Origin of the sequence: Flavobacterium panacagri, assembly GCF_030378165.1 — a bacterium.
Taxonomy (GTDB): domain Bacteria; phylum Bacteroidota; class Bacteroidia; order Flavobacteriales; family Flavobacteriaceae; genus Flavobacterium; species Flavobacterium panacagri.
In genome coordinates this window covers 2,779,134-2,795,020 of record NZ_CP119766.1, presented here as the reverse complement: position 1 = coordinate 2,795,020, position 15,887 = coordinate 2,779,134, and the positions used below count along the sequence as shown (strand labels likewise).

Annotated in this window: 13 protein-coding genes; 10 read left to right on the top strand and 3 right to left on the bottom strand. The window is 33.3% G+C overall.

Going from position 1 to position 15,887, the window contains the following annotated elements; genetic code table 11:
• Positions 1 to 55 precede the first annotated feature (55 nt).
• Positions 56 to 433 carry a GreA/GreB family elongation factor gene (locus tag P2W65_RS12420; RefSeq protein ID WP_289665926.1) on the bottom strand — a complete coding sequence of 126 codons (378 nt, stop codon included), beginning with the start codon at positions 431 to 433 and terminating at the stop codon, positions 56 to 58.
• Positions 434 to 943: 510 nt separating this feature from the next.
• Between P2W65_RS12420 and P2W65_RS12415 the strand changes: the two genes are divergently transcribed.
• Complete coding sequence (locus P2W65_RS12415; protein WP_289665924.1) at positions 944 to 1,378, top strand: copper resistance protein NlpE N-terminal domain-containing protein; 435 nt, start codon at positions 944 to 946, stop codon at positions 1,376 to 1,378.
• 78 nt (positions 1,379 to 1,456) lie between these two features.
• Positions 1,457 to 1,870: a DUF3997 domain-containing protein gene (locus P2W65_RS12410; protein WP_289665923.1), complete on the top strand. Its 414-nt coding sequence runs from the start codon at positions 1,457 to 1,459 to the stop codon at positions 1,868 to 1,870.
• A gap of 9 nt (positions 1,871 to 1,879) precedes the next feature.
• Here the strand turns inward: P2W65_RS12410 and P2W65_RS12405 are convergent, their stop codons facing one another.
• Entirely contained in the window at positions 1,880 to 2,671 is a 792-nt protein-coding gene (locus tag P2W65_RS12405) for a DUF5995 family protein (RefSeq protein ID WP_289665922.1), read from the bottom strand.
• Between the two features lie 226 nt (positions 2,672 to 2,897).
• Between P2W65_RS12405 and P2W65_RS12400 the strand changes: the two genes are divergently transcribed.
• From P2W65_RS12400 to P2W65_RS12385, 4 genes are all read left to right on the top strand, one after another.
• Positions 2,898 to 5,207, top strand: coding sequence for a type IA DNA topoisomerase (locus tag P2W65_RS12400; RefSeq protein WP_289665921.1), 2,310 nt, complete (start codon positions 2,898 to 2,900; stop codon positions 5,205 to 5,207).
• A 306-nt stretch (positions 5,208 to 5,513) separates the two neighbouring features.
• Positions 5,514 to 5,990, top strand: a complete 477-nt coding sequence (locus P2W65_RS12395) for a DUF6265 family protein (RefSeq protein WP_289665919.1) — start codon at positions 5,514 to 5,516, stop codon at positions 5,988 to 5,990.
• Between the two features lie 34 nt (positions 5,991 to 6,024).
• The gene (locus tag P2W65_RS12390) at positions 6,025 to 6,483 is read left to right on the top strand and encodes a hypothetical protein (protein WP_289665917.1); all 459 of its coding nucleotides are present in this window, start codon (positions 6,025 to 6,027) and stop codon (positions 6,481 to 6,483) included.
• A gap of 324 nt (positions 6,484 to 6,807) precedes the next feature.
• Complete coding sequence (locus tag P2W65_RS12385; RefSeq protein WP_289665915.1) at positions 6,808 to 7,311, top strand: DUF6265 family protein; 504 nt, start codon at positions 6,808 to 6,810, stop codon at positions 7,309 to 7,311.
• 196 nt (positions 7,312 to 7,507) lie between these two features.
• Here P2W65_RS12385 and P2W65_RS12380 read toward each other — a convergent pair whose 3' ends face one another.
• On the bottom strand, positions 7,508 to 8,668 hold the full coding sequence (locus P2W65_RS12380) for an MFS transporter (RefSeq protein WP_289665913.1): 1,161 nt from the start codon (positions 8,666 to 8,668) through the stop codon (positions 7,508 to 7,510).
• A gap of 253 nt (positions 8,669 to 8,921) precedes the next feature.
• Between P2W65_RS12380 and P2W65_RS12375 the strand changes: the two genes are divergently transcribed.
• From P2W65_RS12375 to P2W65_RS12360, 4 genes are all read left to right on the top strand, one after another.
• Positions 8,922 to 11,240 (top strand): TonB-dependent receptor, encoded by a 2,319-nt coding sequence (locus P2W65_RS12375; protein WP_289665911.1) that lies wholly within the window; start codon positions 8,922 to 8,924, stop codon positions 11,238 to 11,240.
• A 77-nt stretch (positions 11,241 to 11,317) separates the two neighbouring features.
• Entirely contained in the window at positions 11,318 to 12,469 is a 1,152-nt protein-coding gene (locus tag P2W65_RS12370; RefSeq protein ID WP_289665909.1) for a PepSY-associated TM helix domain-containing protein, read from the top strand.
• Between the two features lie 223 nt (positions 12,470 to 12,692).
• Positions 12,693 to 13,418 carry a DUF4198 domain-containing protein gene (locus P2W65_RS12365; RefSeq protein WP_289665907.1) on the top strand — a complete coding sequence of 242 codons (726 nt, stop codon included), beginning with the start codon at positions 12,693 to 12,695 and terminating at the stop codon, positions 13,416 to 13,418.
• A gap of 232 nt (positions 13,419 to 13,650) precedes the next feature.
• Positions 13,651 to 15,879, top strand: a complete 2,229-nt coding sequence (locus tag P2W65_RS12360; RefSeq protein ID WP_289665905.1) for a TonB-dependent siderophore receptor — start codon at positions 13,651 to 13,653, stop codon at positions 15,877 to 15,879.
• Positions 15,880 to 15,887 lie beyond the last annotated feature (8 nt).

Genomic DNA, 15,887 nt, shown 5'->3' with positions numbered 1-15,887 from the left:
AAGAAAATCTCTTTTTGGGATGTTTCATTAAACTTAAACTAAAAACAAAACACTATTAAGCCTCTACTTCTACCTTTAAAATTTCGAGTTTCAAATTACCTTTTTTTGCCGGCCATTCTACAACATCGCCTACTTTGTAACCAATCATTGCAATACCTTCATCCGAAAGAACAGAAATTTTGTTTTTGCTTACTTTTACTTTTTCGGGACCAACCAAAAGAATTGTTTTTTCTTCGTTTTTCACATGGTCTTTATAAGTTACTTTTCGGTTTACTGAAACGATGTTTTCTGGCAGATTTCTTCGTAATACCTGTGTAGCATGTTTTAGCTCACTCAATAAAAGTTCTTCTTCGTGCGGGGTTACTTTTTTTCTTCTTACGTGATCTTTAATTAAATCGTATGTTCCTGTAGTTAAAATAATATTTTGTGACATGACTTTCTTGTTTGCTTCACTTTTCACCGAATTATGATATACAACTCATCACTGAATATCTCGCAGTCCTAATCTAATTCAATGATACCTGATCCTGAATGAAAATTGAAAATTAAAAAATAAAACGAACTGTAAATGGTAGAATCCCTGTCTAGAGTTTTGACAGGGCAAAAGAAATAAAGTCTTTTGAGCTTTTTAAGAAAGCATCGTCATGCAAATACAATAAGGTGTACATTAAGCACATCAAACAGCTGTTTACTAAAAATAAATTGGCAGTTTCCATTATTGTAATAATTGTAATCTTTTGGCAAGATACATCAATTCTTTTAGTAAAAATTAAATTTAGCTAAAAATTAAGATTATTCCCACCAAGACACAGGTCTTTAGTTTTTTAACATGAATTCAATACAGACTTTTAATTAAAATTTAATAAATACGGTTTTACGTAAGGATATTGATTCTAAAGAAGTTACTTTTGAAAAGCTTTAAAAAGACCAAAAAATAAAACCAATGAAACTTATATTAACCGCTTTACTTCTAATTTTCAATCTCATAACAGCAGCTGCTCAATCCAATTCGGTTGCGGGCGATTACACACGTTCACTTTCAGATTCTGAAAGAAAACATATAATCGAATACAAACTAACTTTAAATCAAGATGGAACATTTGAATTTCATTCGTATTCCAAAATTCAAGGTGGCATCCCGCCAGAAAGTAACAAATACGGAAAAGGAAAATGGACTGCAAAAGATAATCTAATTACTTTTTCATCGGACAAAAAAGAAGATCTGAATGAAAAATATACGTTAGATTTTAATAATTCTACTGCACGATTTGTAACCAAAAATCCTAGAGACAAAAGCGATAAAGTGGTTCAAACCAAACTACAATTTTTAGAATCTGGACTTTTTTGGATGAAGAGAATTGATATTTTTAAAATATAAAAAAATAATACTGTATAAATAATTGCCCAAATCTGTTTTTAAATCTTCTAATTAAACTGAAAAAGAGAATTTAAACTCATGAAAAAAATCATTTTTATAGTCTTAGTATCCATTTTATTATCATCTTGTTTTGGTTTATATGATTACGGCAGTGATGCCATTGTAGACGATTATGAAACACTGTGGATTGATATTTACGAATCCAGATCTTTAAAAAAAGGAGAAATTTTAGTTCCCGCTTATGTTTTTGCTGTTGGCTATGATTCGAAGTATATTTATTCGAAACAGCATCCGCTTGCAGAAAACGCAACTGATAAAATAAATCGAAATGTAATCAATTATTACATTATCGAAAGGACAGAAAGCGGTTTTCAGGATAAACCTATCTTTGGGCCGTTCAATAAAACCGGATTTGAAAAAAAATGCACCGAACTGTCCATCAAAAACCCAGAATTTAAGTTAACTTTCCCAACGAAATGGCATTTTGACTGATTCTGGTTTCTAAACCGTAACACACTTCATAATATTTTCTTCCATAATTCGCAAATCGATTATTTTTTGAGCAACAGTTCCTTTTTCAAATAACCGAATGAACTTGAAAATAGCGCTAACATAATATCCTGGATTTGAAACTAAACGTGCAATTCCTGTAATTCTCTTATCTCTTTCCAATATGCAAGTTTGTGTTTGATTTTCGGGAAGCATGACAAATTCATTTGCAAATTGCCAAGCGCCGTTTCTAGCGGTTTCCATACTAAAATCAATAAAGAAATTATCGGCTTTACCCGCTAATTTTAGTAAAACAGTAAGAGTTGGCCAGATTTTGATTAAGCATTTTTCTACACCTTTTACCAAACTGCTGAGTATGGAATTTATCTTGTCAAAATCGGCTTTTAAGTCTCCAATATTTTGGGCTGTACTCACCTGCGCAGCTGCGATTCCCAAATCCAGATTAATATGTGCATTCATTCCGAGCAGTAAATGCTGTATTACAATAGGCCAGAATTTTTCGGCCTGTTCAAAAGAAAACGCCCAGCATTCCGAAGGTTTTTCTTTGGCTTTATACAAATAATAAGCTTCAATGTAACGATTGGCAAAAATAACATCCAGTTTTTCCATTCGTTCTCCGTTTTGAAAAGAACCGTCTGCAATTCCCTGTTTTATTCTTACTGTGACTTCACGATATAACATGGCAAATAAACCAACTGGACTTTGCTCCAATTTTGAGGTTTCAATGATTTCATCCAATATCTGAATAACCTCATTTATCGTAGATGCTTGTCTTACACTCATTTTAATCGATTTTGGTTAAACGAATATACTTATTTTAATCCTTTAAAAATCAACATTTTGAAGCAATTATCTTATATTTTTTCGCTTCTTGACAAATTAAACTCAACAACTCCGTAGAAACCTAATTTTACTAAGAAATGAAAAAACTTAGCATCTTAGCGCCTCAGAACCTTAGCAACTTTCTCATAAAAATCCTAACTTCGCTCCTCAATAAGAAAAGGAAAAAATGAAGGTCTGTATTGCTGAGAAACCAAGTGTAGCACGCGAAATAGCATCCGTTTTGGGCGCCAATACCAAACATGACGGATATTATGAAGGCAACGGTTATGCCGTGACCTACACTTTTGGGCATTTATGCACCTTAAAAGAACCCAACGATTACAAACCGCACTGGAAAAGCTGGGATTTGAATAACCTTCCTATGCTTCCTGAAAAATTCGAGACTAAAGTAGTTCAGAATTCCGGAATCCAAAAACAGTTTAAAATCATAAAAACCCTTTTCGAAAAAGCCGAAATGGTCATTAATTGCGGGGATGCCGGGCAGGAAGGAGAATTGATCCAGCGCTGGGTAATGAACGAAGCGCACTATAAAGGCGAAATCAAACGTTTATGGATTTCGTCACTTACTACCGAAGCTATTAAAGAAGGTTTTGACAATCTGAAACCTTCTGAAAACTACGATAATTTATTCTATGCCGGATTTTCTAGAGCAATCGGTGATTGGCTTTTAGGAATGAACGCTACTCGTTTGTACACCGTAAAACACGGCGGTTACAAACAGGTTTTGTCTATTGGACGCGTGCAGACACCAACGCTCGCAATGGTTGTAGAAAGATTTAAAGAAATTGAAAACTTTAAACCTCAACCGTATTGGGAATTGCAGACTCTGTACAGAGAAACACTTTTTAGCTACGAAGAAGGCCGCTTTTTAAAAAAAGAAGACGGAGAAATTCTGGCTGAAAAAGTTAAAGAAAGTGATTTCGAAATTGTTTCTGTAGATAAAAAAAACGGAAACGAATATGCTCCTAAACTATTTGATTTAACAGGTTTACAGGTTTATTGCAATCAAAAGTTTGGATTCTCGGCAGAAGAGACACTTAAAATTGCACAGACTTTATATGAGCAGAAAGCCATCACGTATCCAAGAGTTGATACGACTTTCTTACCTGGAGATATTTATCCAAAAGTACCAGGAATTCTGCAAAAACTGACCAATTATTCTCATTTGACAGAACCGCTTTTAGGCAAAAAAATCAAAAAATCGCCAAAGGTTTTCAACGACAAAAAAGTAACCGATCACCACGCGATTATTCCAACAGGAATTGAAATCAATCTGCCTCATAATCAGCAGCAGGTTTATGATATTATCGTAAAACGTTTTATTGCTGTTTTTTATGATGACTGTCTTGTTGCCAATACGACAGTGATAGGAAAAGCAGCCGATGTAACTTTTAAAGCCACCGGAAAAGAAATCCTGAAAAAAGGTTTTAGAGTCGTTTTTGAAGATCCGAATGCGAAGGAAAAAGAACCCGATTTATTACCGAGTTTTGTTGTTGGCGAAAAAGGGCCGCATGAACCTTCATTTCTTCAAAAAGAAACCAAGCCACCTAATTATTATACCGAAGCTACTTTGCTTAGGGCAATGGAAACGGCAGGAAAACAAGTCGATGACGAGGATTTACGTGAATTGATGAAAGAAAACGGAATTGGTCGTCCGTCAACTCGTGCTAACATTATCGAAACGCTTTTTAAACGCCAGTATATTGTTCGTAATAAAAAACAGATTTTACCCACTATAGCAGGAATTCAGCTAATTGATACGATTCAAAATGAATTGATCAAATCGGCTGAACTTACGGGGTCTTGGGAAAAACAGTTAAAAGACATTGAAAAAGGTACTTTTACCGCTGCTGCTTTTATTCGGAACATGAAAAAAATGGTGGAAGCTTTGGTCTACGAAGTTCGAAGCGAGACTACTCGCGCCAATATTTCGTATGCAGCATCAGTTCAGAAACCTGTAGTTAAAACAGAGAAAAAGAAAGCTTCAGGCGGAATTTTGGCAGAAACCTGTCCGAAATGCCAGAAAGGAAATTTTATAAAAGGAAAATCAGCTTTTGGTTGCAGCGAGTATAAATCGGGTTGTGACTTTGTACTTCCTTATGTCTTTCACGATAAAAAAATTACAGAACCGCAGTATTTAAGATTGCTTCAAAAAGGTTCAACAGTAAATATTAAAGGTTTTAAAACAGATACGGGAGCAGTTGAAGGTTTGATTCGTTTTGAAGAAAACTACAGACTCAAGTTAGAACCTAAGAAAACAGCACCTAAAACAGCTGTAAAAGAAGAAACTTCAGATTCTTTAGTATGTCCAAAATGTAATAAAGGAACTATTTTAAAAGGCAAAACAGCTTACGGCTGTGCAGAATACAAATCGGGCTGTGATTTTAAAGTTACTTTTGATGAAGTAAGAGCCAAACTTCAAAATCAAAAACCTACCAAGGAATTGGTGTATTCTATTTTGAAGGAAAGCGTTTAAACTTTTTTTTTTAGCCACGAATTCACGAATTATTCTTTAATCTATTTTTGTCTTTAATTACACGAAATATCATTGTTTTTATTTTCACAAGTTTGGAAAATCAAATCTCAATTTTAATTATATAAATCTTTGCTAAAAATTGTTTTAATCAGCTTATCTCGATAGCGATCTGGAGTGGCAAAAAATGTTTCAAATTTAATTTCGTGCGTTTAGAAACAATACATCGCACCAATTTTCAAAAATAAATTCGTGAATTCGTGGCAACCATTTTTTTCATACATTAGTACAATCAAAACCTTACAAAATATGTTTCAGAAAATTACTCTTATTGCACTTATCATTGCTTTCGTTTCCTGCCAGAAAAAAGAATCTGTAGAAAAAGATAAAATCAAAATCGCAGATTGGCTTATTGGCAACTGGGAAAATACTTCTCCAGAAGGTGTTCTAAGTGAAAACTGGCAAAAACTAAATGACAGTACTTTTAGTGCTTCTTCTTATTTTATAAAAGGAAAAGATACACTTCATTTTGAAACTATTATCCTAGCACAGCTTGGCGAAACATTAACTTACAAAGCAACCGTAAAAGGACAGAATAACGATAAACCTGTTTCCTTTCCTGCGACTTCTGAATCGGATAAACAATTAGTTTTTGAAAATGCTAAACACGATTATCCTCAAAAAATCACTTATACAAAAGGCGCTAATAATACTTTGACAGCTGAGATTTCAGGGAATTTGAACGGGAAACCGAGTTCGGAGAAGTTTGTGATGACGAAAAAGTAAATAAGTTGTCGTTGTAAAAAGTAAAAGATCTAAAATGAGAAAAAAAACATTTATCTATTTAGTCTTTCCGTTACTATTCATGATTCTTATATCTTGTAAAAACGATGAATTAATACTCAAAAATATCAAATCGGGCTTTTTATATGAAGCGGGAATCTATACTATTCCTAGTAAAAACAGAAATATATTAATAAAAGAATTAAAAGACGGATCATTACTATTTGCTATAAGGAACTCAAAATCCAAAATCCTTTTTCAACAATCCTTAGACGAAACTTTTAGTCCGTATCATTATTGGATGTTATATGTAGACAACAATGCAAATGTATGGTATTATAACAGTGACTATATTTCTTCAAAAGCAATTCTCTTTAATGAAGAAACACAACAATTTACAGTTGAAGATTTTTGTTCTGTAAAATTACAATTGCCTTTAGAATTCAAAAAACGAATAAAATCTCATATAGACCAAAATTGTCAATCCTTACAATAAACAAAATTAACATATACCGTTCCTACGGAACTTTGGATTCCCCGTACGTCTATTCTTAAACGGATTGAAATCCGTTGCTACAAAATAATTCATTCCTACGGAATTTTAAATACAAAAAAAGAACCATCGGTTCTACCTATTTTGTAGGGCCGGATTTTAATCCGGTTATAACGAGATTATTCTAGTTTTTTAAAGAGCCGTAGGTTCGGTTAATTTATATGGAATAGAATTGTAAATATTGAGTTAGAAATCATCCAAAACCAATACAACAACCTAAAAAACAAATATTTAAATTACCTTTATATTTTTTTAAATAAACAAATCATGAAAACAAAAGGTATTCTATTTTCCACAATCTTTACTATTGTAGTTTTATCTTCTTGTAAAAAAGAAATCAAAACCGAAGCTCCAGTAAAAACATATCCAAATCTTGCCAAAGCAGAGTGGTTTATTGGGGAATGGGGAAATAAATCGGCCGAAGGAGAACTTACCGAACGATGGAAAAAAGAAAATGATTCCGTTTATCGTGGTGAATCCTATTTTGTTGTTGGTCAAAATGATATTGTTTTTGCTGAACATGTTCGATTAGAAGAAGCCAACGGAAAACTCTCTTACATCGTAACCGTTCCTGGGCAGAATCAAGAATTACCTGTAAGTTTCGAAATGACCTCAGCAAGCGAAAATCAAATCGTTTTTGAAAATCCAAAACACGATTATCCAAACAAAATCATTTACAATCTTGTCGCAAAAGATTCATTAATCGCAGAAATCTCTGGTTTGAAAAAAGGCAAACCCAATACAGAACGATTTGTCATGAAAAAGCGATGAGCCTGATAGCGAACAAAAATATTAATATGAATCGTTCCTACGGAACTATTAGCTTTTTACAAATTGATTTCAACGGATTGAAATCCGTTGCTACAAAATAATTCGTTCCTAATGGAACTTAATCTTAAAAAACTTTACGCCTTAGTGGCAAAAAAACTTAGCAACTCAGCATCTCAGCATCTCAGAACCTTAAAAATCACTCATTCTCCCCAATCTTATTCACCATAAAAATCATAAGTATACCTAAGACTGCCATAATTAAAAAGGCCCATTTCATACTTAAATATTCAGAAATAAACCCAACCATTGGCGGTACTAATAAAAAACCTAGGTAACCAATTGTAGAAATAGAAGTCAAGGCAGAACCACTGCTTAATTTTGATGATCTTCCGGCAATACTAAACACTAAAGGAACTACACAAGAAACTCCAAATCCGATTAGTACATATCCGAAAATAGTAGGATAAGCGTAAGGCAGAATAAAACAAATTCCGAAACCGACGGTAATTAAGATTCCGCTATAAAGAAGGATTTTTTTAGTTCCAAACTTCATTACACCATAATCTCCAAATATACGTCCCAAGGTAACTGCCGAAGCAAAAAATACAAAAGCAGCACTGGTTAATTTTGGAGAAGCTTTTAAAATATTTTCAAAATAAATACCACTCCAATCGTACATCGTATTTTCGCAGGCCATAGAAACAAAACAAATCAAGGCAAACTTAACCAAGTTTTTTTCCGGCATCGAAAAGAATTTCTTTTTGACTGGTACTGGTTCATTATGAATACTCATTGGATAAAAACAAGCTGTCAGTGCCAGCATAAAAACACTCACTCCTAATAAGTGATGAGAGGGTGCAATTTTCTGCGTTACCATAACATACCCCAAACCAGCTCCTGAAAAAACGGCAATACTCCAAACCGCATGAAAACGAGTAATAATCGATTTTGGATATAATTTCTGTACTTCAAGCGATTGTGCATTAATCGATAAATTGAAAATATTACGAGAAGCACCAAAAATTAAAAGCACAATTACCAACTGCCAGACAAAAGCGACTAATCCAGGCAGAGACAATACAATATTAAACATAATTGCTCCCAACAGCATAATATAACGACTGCTATATTTATTTAAAAGCTTTCCTGTAAATGGCATTGTCAGCATTAATCCGATTGGAAAGGCAAATAAAACAGCTCCAAATTGAGCTTCTGATAAATGCAATTGGGCTTGAATATGTGGAATTCTCGATACCCATGAAGAATATCCAAAACCAGAAAGAAAGAAAAAGACTGTATTAGCAATACGATATCCTCTAGGTGTATTTTGAATTTTTTTAAAGAAAGATAAAATCATGAAATTGTTTTTCAGACTGCAAAATTAAGGCTTTTTTAGGGGGAAGCATTCTACTTTTTTCTTTTTTCACAAAAACTTGAATTTCTTTTCCAATTAAGACCTGAAGAATATTCTTGCTTTTCTTAAAATAATCTTAACAAATGCTTAGTGAATCCTTAAAAATAATATTTGTTAAAGAAAATATTATCTATACATTTGTGTTATTTTTATTTATTCTAAATAAAATATCTTTATAAACCAATTTTACAAACCAATGAAATATTTTAATCCGAAGACATTACGTCTTCTATTGACAATTAGTTTTGTCTTTTCGTTCTTAATCGTATCTGCCCAACAAAATGGAAAAATTAAAGGAACCATCACCACTTCAGACGGCGAATTAGCTGCTGGAGTTAATGTGATCTTAAAAAACTCAAAATATTGGACTGTTTCTGACGAAAATGGAAACTTCGAATTCAACAGAGTTAAACCAAGCACCTATACTTTACAAGTTTCCTTAACGGGTTACGAAACTTCAGAAAGTGAAGTAATTGTAGCAGAAAGTGAGACATCAAATATTAATTTACAGCTAAAAGTTTCTAACAAAGAATTAAAAGAAGTTGTTGTAAATGGCAAAAAAAGCATATTATCTAAAAAAACAGATTATGTTGCCAGAATGCCTTTAACCAACATTGAAAACCCGCAGGTCTACAGTGTAATCCAAAAAGAACTTTTATTACAGCAGGTTGCCGTAGATATAAAAGGCGCTGTTATGAACGCACCAGGGGTTGTGTCAATTAGTTACCCATCTGGTGGAGTTGGAATGATTTTCAGAGGATTTTCTATTGGAGTTAATGCTCGTAACGGAATGGAAACAGTTTCTGGACGTTCTTCTGTTGATCTTGGTAACGTAGAGCGTATTGAAATCATGAAAGGCCCTTCTGGAACTTTATTTGGTTCTTCAGTGTCTTCTTTTGGAGGTGTAGTGAATCTTGTTACAAAAAAACCTTTTGAAACTACTGCTGCCGAAGTATCTTACACGGCTGGAAGCTACAATTTAAACCGATTAACTGTAGATGTTAACACTCCTTTAAATCAGGAAAAAACAGTTTTATTCAGAATCAATATGGGAGTTCACAGAGAAAAAAGCTTCCTTGATTATGGTTTCAACAATACGCTTCTTTTCGCTCCTAGCTTAACTTATAAAGCATCGGAAAAACTTACTTTTAACTTCGATGCAGAACTTTACAATGTAAACAACACCAGACGTACATATAATACTTATGACGCAAATTCTGGGATAACAAACCCTAGCCAACTTCAAATCGATTACAAAAAGTCTATGTTCCATGATGATAACGATGCCAAATCAACGGCTACAAAATTCTTTGGGCAAGCTGAATATCAAATATCTGAAAACTGGAAATCTACAACTGTATTCTCTTTTGTAGGGGAAGATGTAGAACGCAGTTATCAAAGTTATGCAGTATGGAGTTCACCAACACAAGTAGCCAGAAGAGTTGGACTTTGGGGACCTATCTTTAATAACTATACTAATATTCAGGAAAACATTAACGGACAGTTTTCAACTGGAAGCATCAAACATAAATTCCTTGCTGGTGTAAACTACAGACTTTATACTTCAAACTTCTCAGGCGGATCAACTTTTACACTTGATAATATTGATATTACAACTCCTTTTGCTCCTATTAGAAGAAAAGCAGTTGATGCTGGTCTTAACCTGACAACTTCTGCGGTTGCTGACCAAAAAACAATTAGTGCTTACTCTTGTGATGTTATCAATTTTACAGACAAATTCTCCGCAATGTTAAGTTTGCGTTTGGATAATTTTGAAAGAGCAAAAGTGGGAACTGTTGAGGGTTACAGCCAAACAGCACTTTCTCCAAAATTTGGATTAGTATATGAAATTGTAAAAAGTCAAGTTTCTGTATTCGCAAATTACATGAATGGTTTCCAGAATATGGCACCTGTGACACAGCCTGATCAAACCTTATTAGTTTTAGATCCAATTTATGCGGTACAATATGAAGGAGGTTTAAAAGCCGAAACGTCTAATAAGAAATTAAGCGGCTCTATTAGTTACTACAACATTACCATTGATAATGCTACAAGAGTTGATGCTGGATATACTATCCAAGATGGTAAACAAGTAAGCAAAGGTGTTGATTTTGAATTAATGGCAACTCCATTTAACGGACTTAGTATTGTAAGTGGATATGCTTATAATGACAACCGAATTGTACGAGCATCTGATCCAACTATTGAAGGAAAAAAAGCGACAAGTTCTCCTGAGAATGTAGTTAACTTCTGGACTACTTATACTTTCCAAAATAAATTGAAAGGATTAGGTATTGGTGCAGGTGCAAACTATATCGACAAGAATTACTTTACTGCAAATAATTTAATTTATATGCCTTCTTATACCGTTTACAATGCAACTGTATATTATGAAAAACCAACATGGAGATTAGGTTTAAAATTCAACAATATTACAAACGAAAAATACTGGGATTTCTGGGGTTCATCAATGGCACCAGCCAACTTGTTAGCAAACCTGACAATCAAATTTTAAGACCTAAAAACAATTAAACTGACGCCTCAATTTATAAAATTGAGGCGCTTTTAATTATAACAATCAGAATTACTTTTATGACTTTTAAAAAACTCATTCTTAAAATTCACTTATGGCTGGGATTAGCATCTGGCTTAATTGTAGTTATATTGGGTATTACGGGATGTTTGTATTCTTTTGAAGAGGAACTGCGTCCTATTGTTCATGATTACTATCACGTAGATCAGGTAAAAGAAAAAAAACTTCCTCTGAGCCAAATCATAGAAATTGCAAAAAAAGCCAACAAAAACCCAAAAGAATCTATTTCAGGATGCCGAATCCTGAATGAAGATGACCGCACCATAATTGTCTGGTTTTATGAAGAATTAAATCCAGATGCCTTTTGGTATTGGAACCAATATCAAAGCACTTATCTCTATGTAGATCCTTATAGTGGAGCGGTTAAAAAACAGGAAAATGTTAATTTCGAGTTTTTTGTTTTTGTTCGAATGCTGCATCAGACATTATGCCTAAACAGCAAAATTGGAGATCCCATTACAGGAACAGCTACCATTATCTTTATCATTTCTTTAATTACCGGGCTTATTCTTTGGTGGCCAAAAAATAAACAGGCTGTTAAACAGCGTTTTTGGTTTCAATGGAAAAACAGTACAAAATGGAAACGAAAAAACTACGATTTACATAATATTCTTGGGTTTTATTCTATGTTTTTTGCGTTATTGATTGCACTTACAGGATTGGTTTGGGCATTTCAATCTTATGATAAAGGTTTGCAATGGTTATTTAATGGAGGAAAAACATTCAAAAGAGAAAAAGTAGTTTCTGATACTACTCAATACAACAAAAATAGACCGCTTGACAAAATTTATGCATCTGTAAAAGAAACTCATCCTGAGGCCAAAAGCTATTATTTCTTTCTTCCAAAAGAAACTGATTCACTTGCGACTTACAACACCTTTATCAGATACAAAAGCCGCTTTGATGATACCGCTACAGATTATGATCAATATACTGCGAAACCTCTTCGAACAATAAAGTATAAAGACAAAAGCAACGGTGAGAAATTCAGATTCCTAAATTACGATCTGCATGTTGGCAGCATATTAGGTTTTCCAGGAAAAGTACTTGCCTTTTTTGCCAGCTTAATTTGTGCTAGTTTACCTATAACAGGCTTTCTAATTTGGTGGGGAAGAAATAACAAGAAAAAGAAATCTATTGTTAATAATTAAGAAATAAGCAATTATTAATAAAAACGTTATAATTGCTGTTTTTAGTTTCAAATCTATAGGGTCATAAAATAAACTTTAAGTCCATTTTTTATTTTCAACAAAAACCTCAAAATTCATTAGTACTAAATGATTTTGAGGTTTTTTCTTGTCTTTTATTTTTAATTATTCTAAATAACACTTATGTTTGTAAAAAATATCATTGTACTAATTTAAACTTGATCTTATGAAATCAAATACACTAAAAACATTAACTTTTTTATTCTTAATGCTTTTTGCCACACCTCAAATCTTTGCTCATGCACTTTGGATTGAAACAAAAGCTACAGGAACAAAAGGTAAAGCTCAGGAAATTTCTATTTACTTTGGAGAATTCTCTGATAATGACATTACAAAAGCCGATAAATGGTTTTCAGATTTAAAAGATTTCACTTTAGTCGTTATTTCTCCTTCAAAAAAAGAAACTAAACTTACTTCTAAGGCTTTAGACAATAAATACCAAGCATTCTTTACTCCAACAGAAGATGGAGTTTACACTATTGTAATGCAGCATACTGTAAAAGATGTTTATGGCACAATGAAATTAGATTATAACTCAAGTGCAACTGTAGTTGTTGGAAACAAAGCTGCAGGAAATAATATTACAGCTAACACAAACAAAATTGCCGTTTTCTCAGAAAATGCAGATGCAGCTAAAAAAGATACTAAAATTACAGGAGTAGCTTCTTATGAAGGTGCTATAGCCAAAGAAGCAAAGATTAAAGTAATTGCTCCAAACGGATGGGAAAAAGAACTATGGACAAACGATAAAGGAGAGTTCTCTTTTACTCCAATCTGGTCAGGAAATTACATGGTAGAATATGCCCACACTGATAAAGCTTCTGGAGATCATAATGGTAAAAAATACGATGAAATCTGGAAAATGGCTACTTACCAAATTGCAGTAAAATAATTTTAGAAAATTTCATTCTTAGATTTAATTTCAATTCAATAAACCTTGCTTAACGGCAAGGTTTTTTTTGAAAATTAATACAAAATTAAAATATCATTAGAAAAACATTAAGCAAATCTTAAGAAAGAACTAAGCAAGGTTTAAGTAAGAAAACCACTTCATAATTTCATGTTAAAGATCATGTGTATTTATATTTGCAGTCAATAATTTTTATTGAATCTAAATAAATATCATGAAATATAATTTACTATTAGCACTAGGATTATTGAGCTTTGTCTCTTACGGTCAAGATTATTCAAGTAATGAAACTACTTCTTCAGTAACCGATACTGTAAAAAATAAAAAAGGAGAAATTCTGAATGAGGTCGTGGTTACCAAAACCAAAGAACCTAAACCTGTAACGGCAGTTCGTTCTGGATTAAAACCAATGGACAATCCACAGTCAATACAAGTTATTGGTTCTGAAGTTATCGAGCAGCAACAAGCTATCCGATTAAGTGAAGTTCTTAAAAATGCTAATGGTGTTTATGTGGGTTCTGCTCGAGGTGGCGCTCAGGAATCTTTTTTCTCAAGAGGTTATGATATGTCTGCCAATAATATGTTTAAAAATGGATTCCGCTATAATGCAGGATCAATTCCAGATGTATCCGGTTTAGATAAAGTAGAATTTCTTAAAGGAGGTTCTGCCCTATTATTTGGAAATGTAGCTCCAGGGGGAATCCTTAACCTTGTTACTAAAACTCCTCAATTTAAAACTGGTGGCGAAGTATCAATGCAAATGGGGAGCTTTTCTTATTATAAACCAGCTTTTGACTTTTATGGCGGTCTTACTAAATCTATTGCTTTTAGAATTAATGGTTCTTATGAAAATTCGGAAAGTTTTAGAGATGTTGTAAAAAACGAGCGTTTGTATATAAACCCTTCCTTACTTTTCGTAATCAATCCTAAAACACAAATTACTCTTCAAGGAGATTATTTAAGTGCAGATTGGACTCCAGATTTTGGAACAGGAATTATTGGCACAAAAATTCTGGATTTACCTCGTAATACATTTTATGGATCTCTTTGGTCTAATGGTACAACTAAATCGTCAAGTGCTTCTGTATTATTAAATCATGATTTCAATAAAAACTGGAAATTAAACTTTAACTCTTCTTTCCAAAGCTATGATAGAGCATCAAAATCTACAGCGCAACTATCTTCAGTAAGTGCAAGCGGTGATTGGACAAGACCATTAGTTCAAAATGATAACTTAGAACAAATATTAGGAGATCAATTAAGTCTTCAGGGGAATTTTAATACAGGATCTGTCAAACATCAAATTTTTACAGGTGCCGACTGGGAAAACTCTTTTGCAACGGCTTACACTTTTGCTTTTACTCCTGCGAATTATGATACAATCAATCTTTTCAATTTTGACCCATCAACACAGAGAAATGATATTCCTAATGCTAGGGCAACTCAAATTGCAAAAACAGAAACCAATCGTTTTGGTGTTTATTTCCAAGATCTGATTTCAATTACAGAAAAATTTAAAGTATTAGCTGGTATACGCTGGTCATGGCAGGAAGCTGAAGTTACGACTTATAAAGAAACTTTGGTTTCAGGAAAACAAACAGTAAGTCCTGAAAATGCAGTACCAACAGTGGGTGCTAAGAAATTAGACAATGCATTTTCTCCAAAATTTGGTTTGATCTATCAGCCAAGAAAAGATGTTTCGTTATTTGCAAGTTATTCTACATCGTTTACTCCAAACACAGGAACTACAGCTGATTTAAAACCAATTGAGCCATCTATTATTGACCAATATGAAGCTGGTATTAAAACAGATTTCTTAGAAGGAATGTTAAGCACAAACGTTACTGTTTATCAAATTACAAATAGCAATCTAGCACAAACAGCTGAATTTAAAGCCGACGGAAGTTTAAATACGGATACAAATGTAAAAGTGTTAAGCGGTGAAACCAAAAGTAAAGGTGTCGAAATTGATGTAACTGCAAGACCTGTTGAAGGTTTAAGTATTGTTGCTGGTTACAGCTATAATGATATGCGTTATACTAAAACATCTGGTTTAAACGGAAGTTTTATTGAGGGTGATCGTCTTGTAAGAACTCCAGCAAATACAGCAAATTTAAGCTTCTATTACACCATACCAGATGGTTTTCTTAAAGGTGTTTCTGTTGGAGCAATAGGAAATTATATTGGTGATCGTTTGGGCGGCTGGAATGATCAATACAGCACAGATCTTACCAAATATCCTGACGGAATCTACCACAGAGAAATTCCATTGAAAGGATACACTACAATCGATGCTTCGGCAGGATATACTTGGAGAAAAATCTCTATTTTATGTAAATTATCAAACATCACAAACGAATTAAACTATACTGTTCACGAAAATTACAGTGTGAACCCAATAGCGCCTCGTCAGGTTATGACAAGTTTGCGTTATAAGTTCTAAAATATTGA

Bases quoted from the DNA above. Each gene is read 5' to 3' on its own strand.
- P2W65_RS12365 (WP_289665907.1), top strand. From the start codon at position 12,693: ATGAAATCAAATACACTAAAAACATTAACTTTTTTATTCTTAATGCTT.
- P2W65_RS12390 (WP_289665917.1), top strand. From the start codon at position 6,025: ATGAGAAAAAAAACATTTATCTATTTAGTCTTTCCGTTACTATTCATG.
- P2W65_RS12395 (WP_289665919.1), top strand. From the start codon at position 5,514: ATGTTTCAGAAAATTACTCTTATTGCACTTATCATTGCTTTCGTTTCC.
- P2W65_RS12410 (WP_289665923.1), top strand. From the start codon at position 1,457: ATGAAAAAAATCATTTTTATAGTCTTAGTATCCATTTTATTATCATCT.
- P2W65_RS12420 (WP_289665926.1), bottom strand. From the start codon at position 433: ATGTCACAAAATATTATTTTAACTACAGGAACATACGATTTAATTAAA.
- P2W65_RS12405 (WP_289665922.1), bottom strand. From the start codon at position 2,671: ATGAGTGTAAGACAAGCATCTACGATAAATGAGGTTATTCAGATATTG.
- P2W65_RS12380 (WP_289665913.1), bottom strand. From the start codon at position 8,668: ATGATTTTATCTTTCTTTAAAAAAATTCAAAATACACCTAGAGGATAT.
- P2W65_RS12360 (WP_289665905.1), top strand. From the start codon at position 13,651: ATGAAATATAATTTACTATTAGCACTAGGATTATTGAGCTTTGTCTCT.
- P2W65_RS12385 (WP_289665915.1), top strand. From the start codon at position 6,808: ATGAAAACAAAAGGTATTCTATTTTCCACAATCTTTACTATTGTAGTT.
- P2W65_RS12370 (WP_289665909.1), top strand. From the start codon at position 11,318: ATGACTTTTAAAAAACTCATTCTTAAAATTCACTTATGGCTGGGATTA.
- P2W65_RS12415 (WP_289665924.1), top strand. From the start codon at position 944: ATGAAACTTATATTAACCGCTTTACTTCTAATTTTCAATCTCATAACA.
- P2W65_RS12375 (WP_289665911.1), top strand. From the start codon at position 8,922: ATGAAATATTTTAATCCGAAGACATTACGTCTTCTATTGACAATTAGT.
- P2W65_RS12400 (WP_289665921.1), top strand. From the start codon at position 2,898: ATGAAGGTCTGTATTGCTGAGAAACCAAGTGTAGCACGCGAAATAGCA.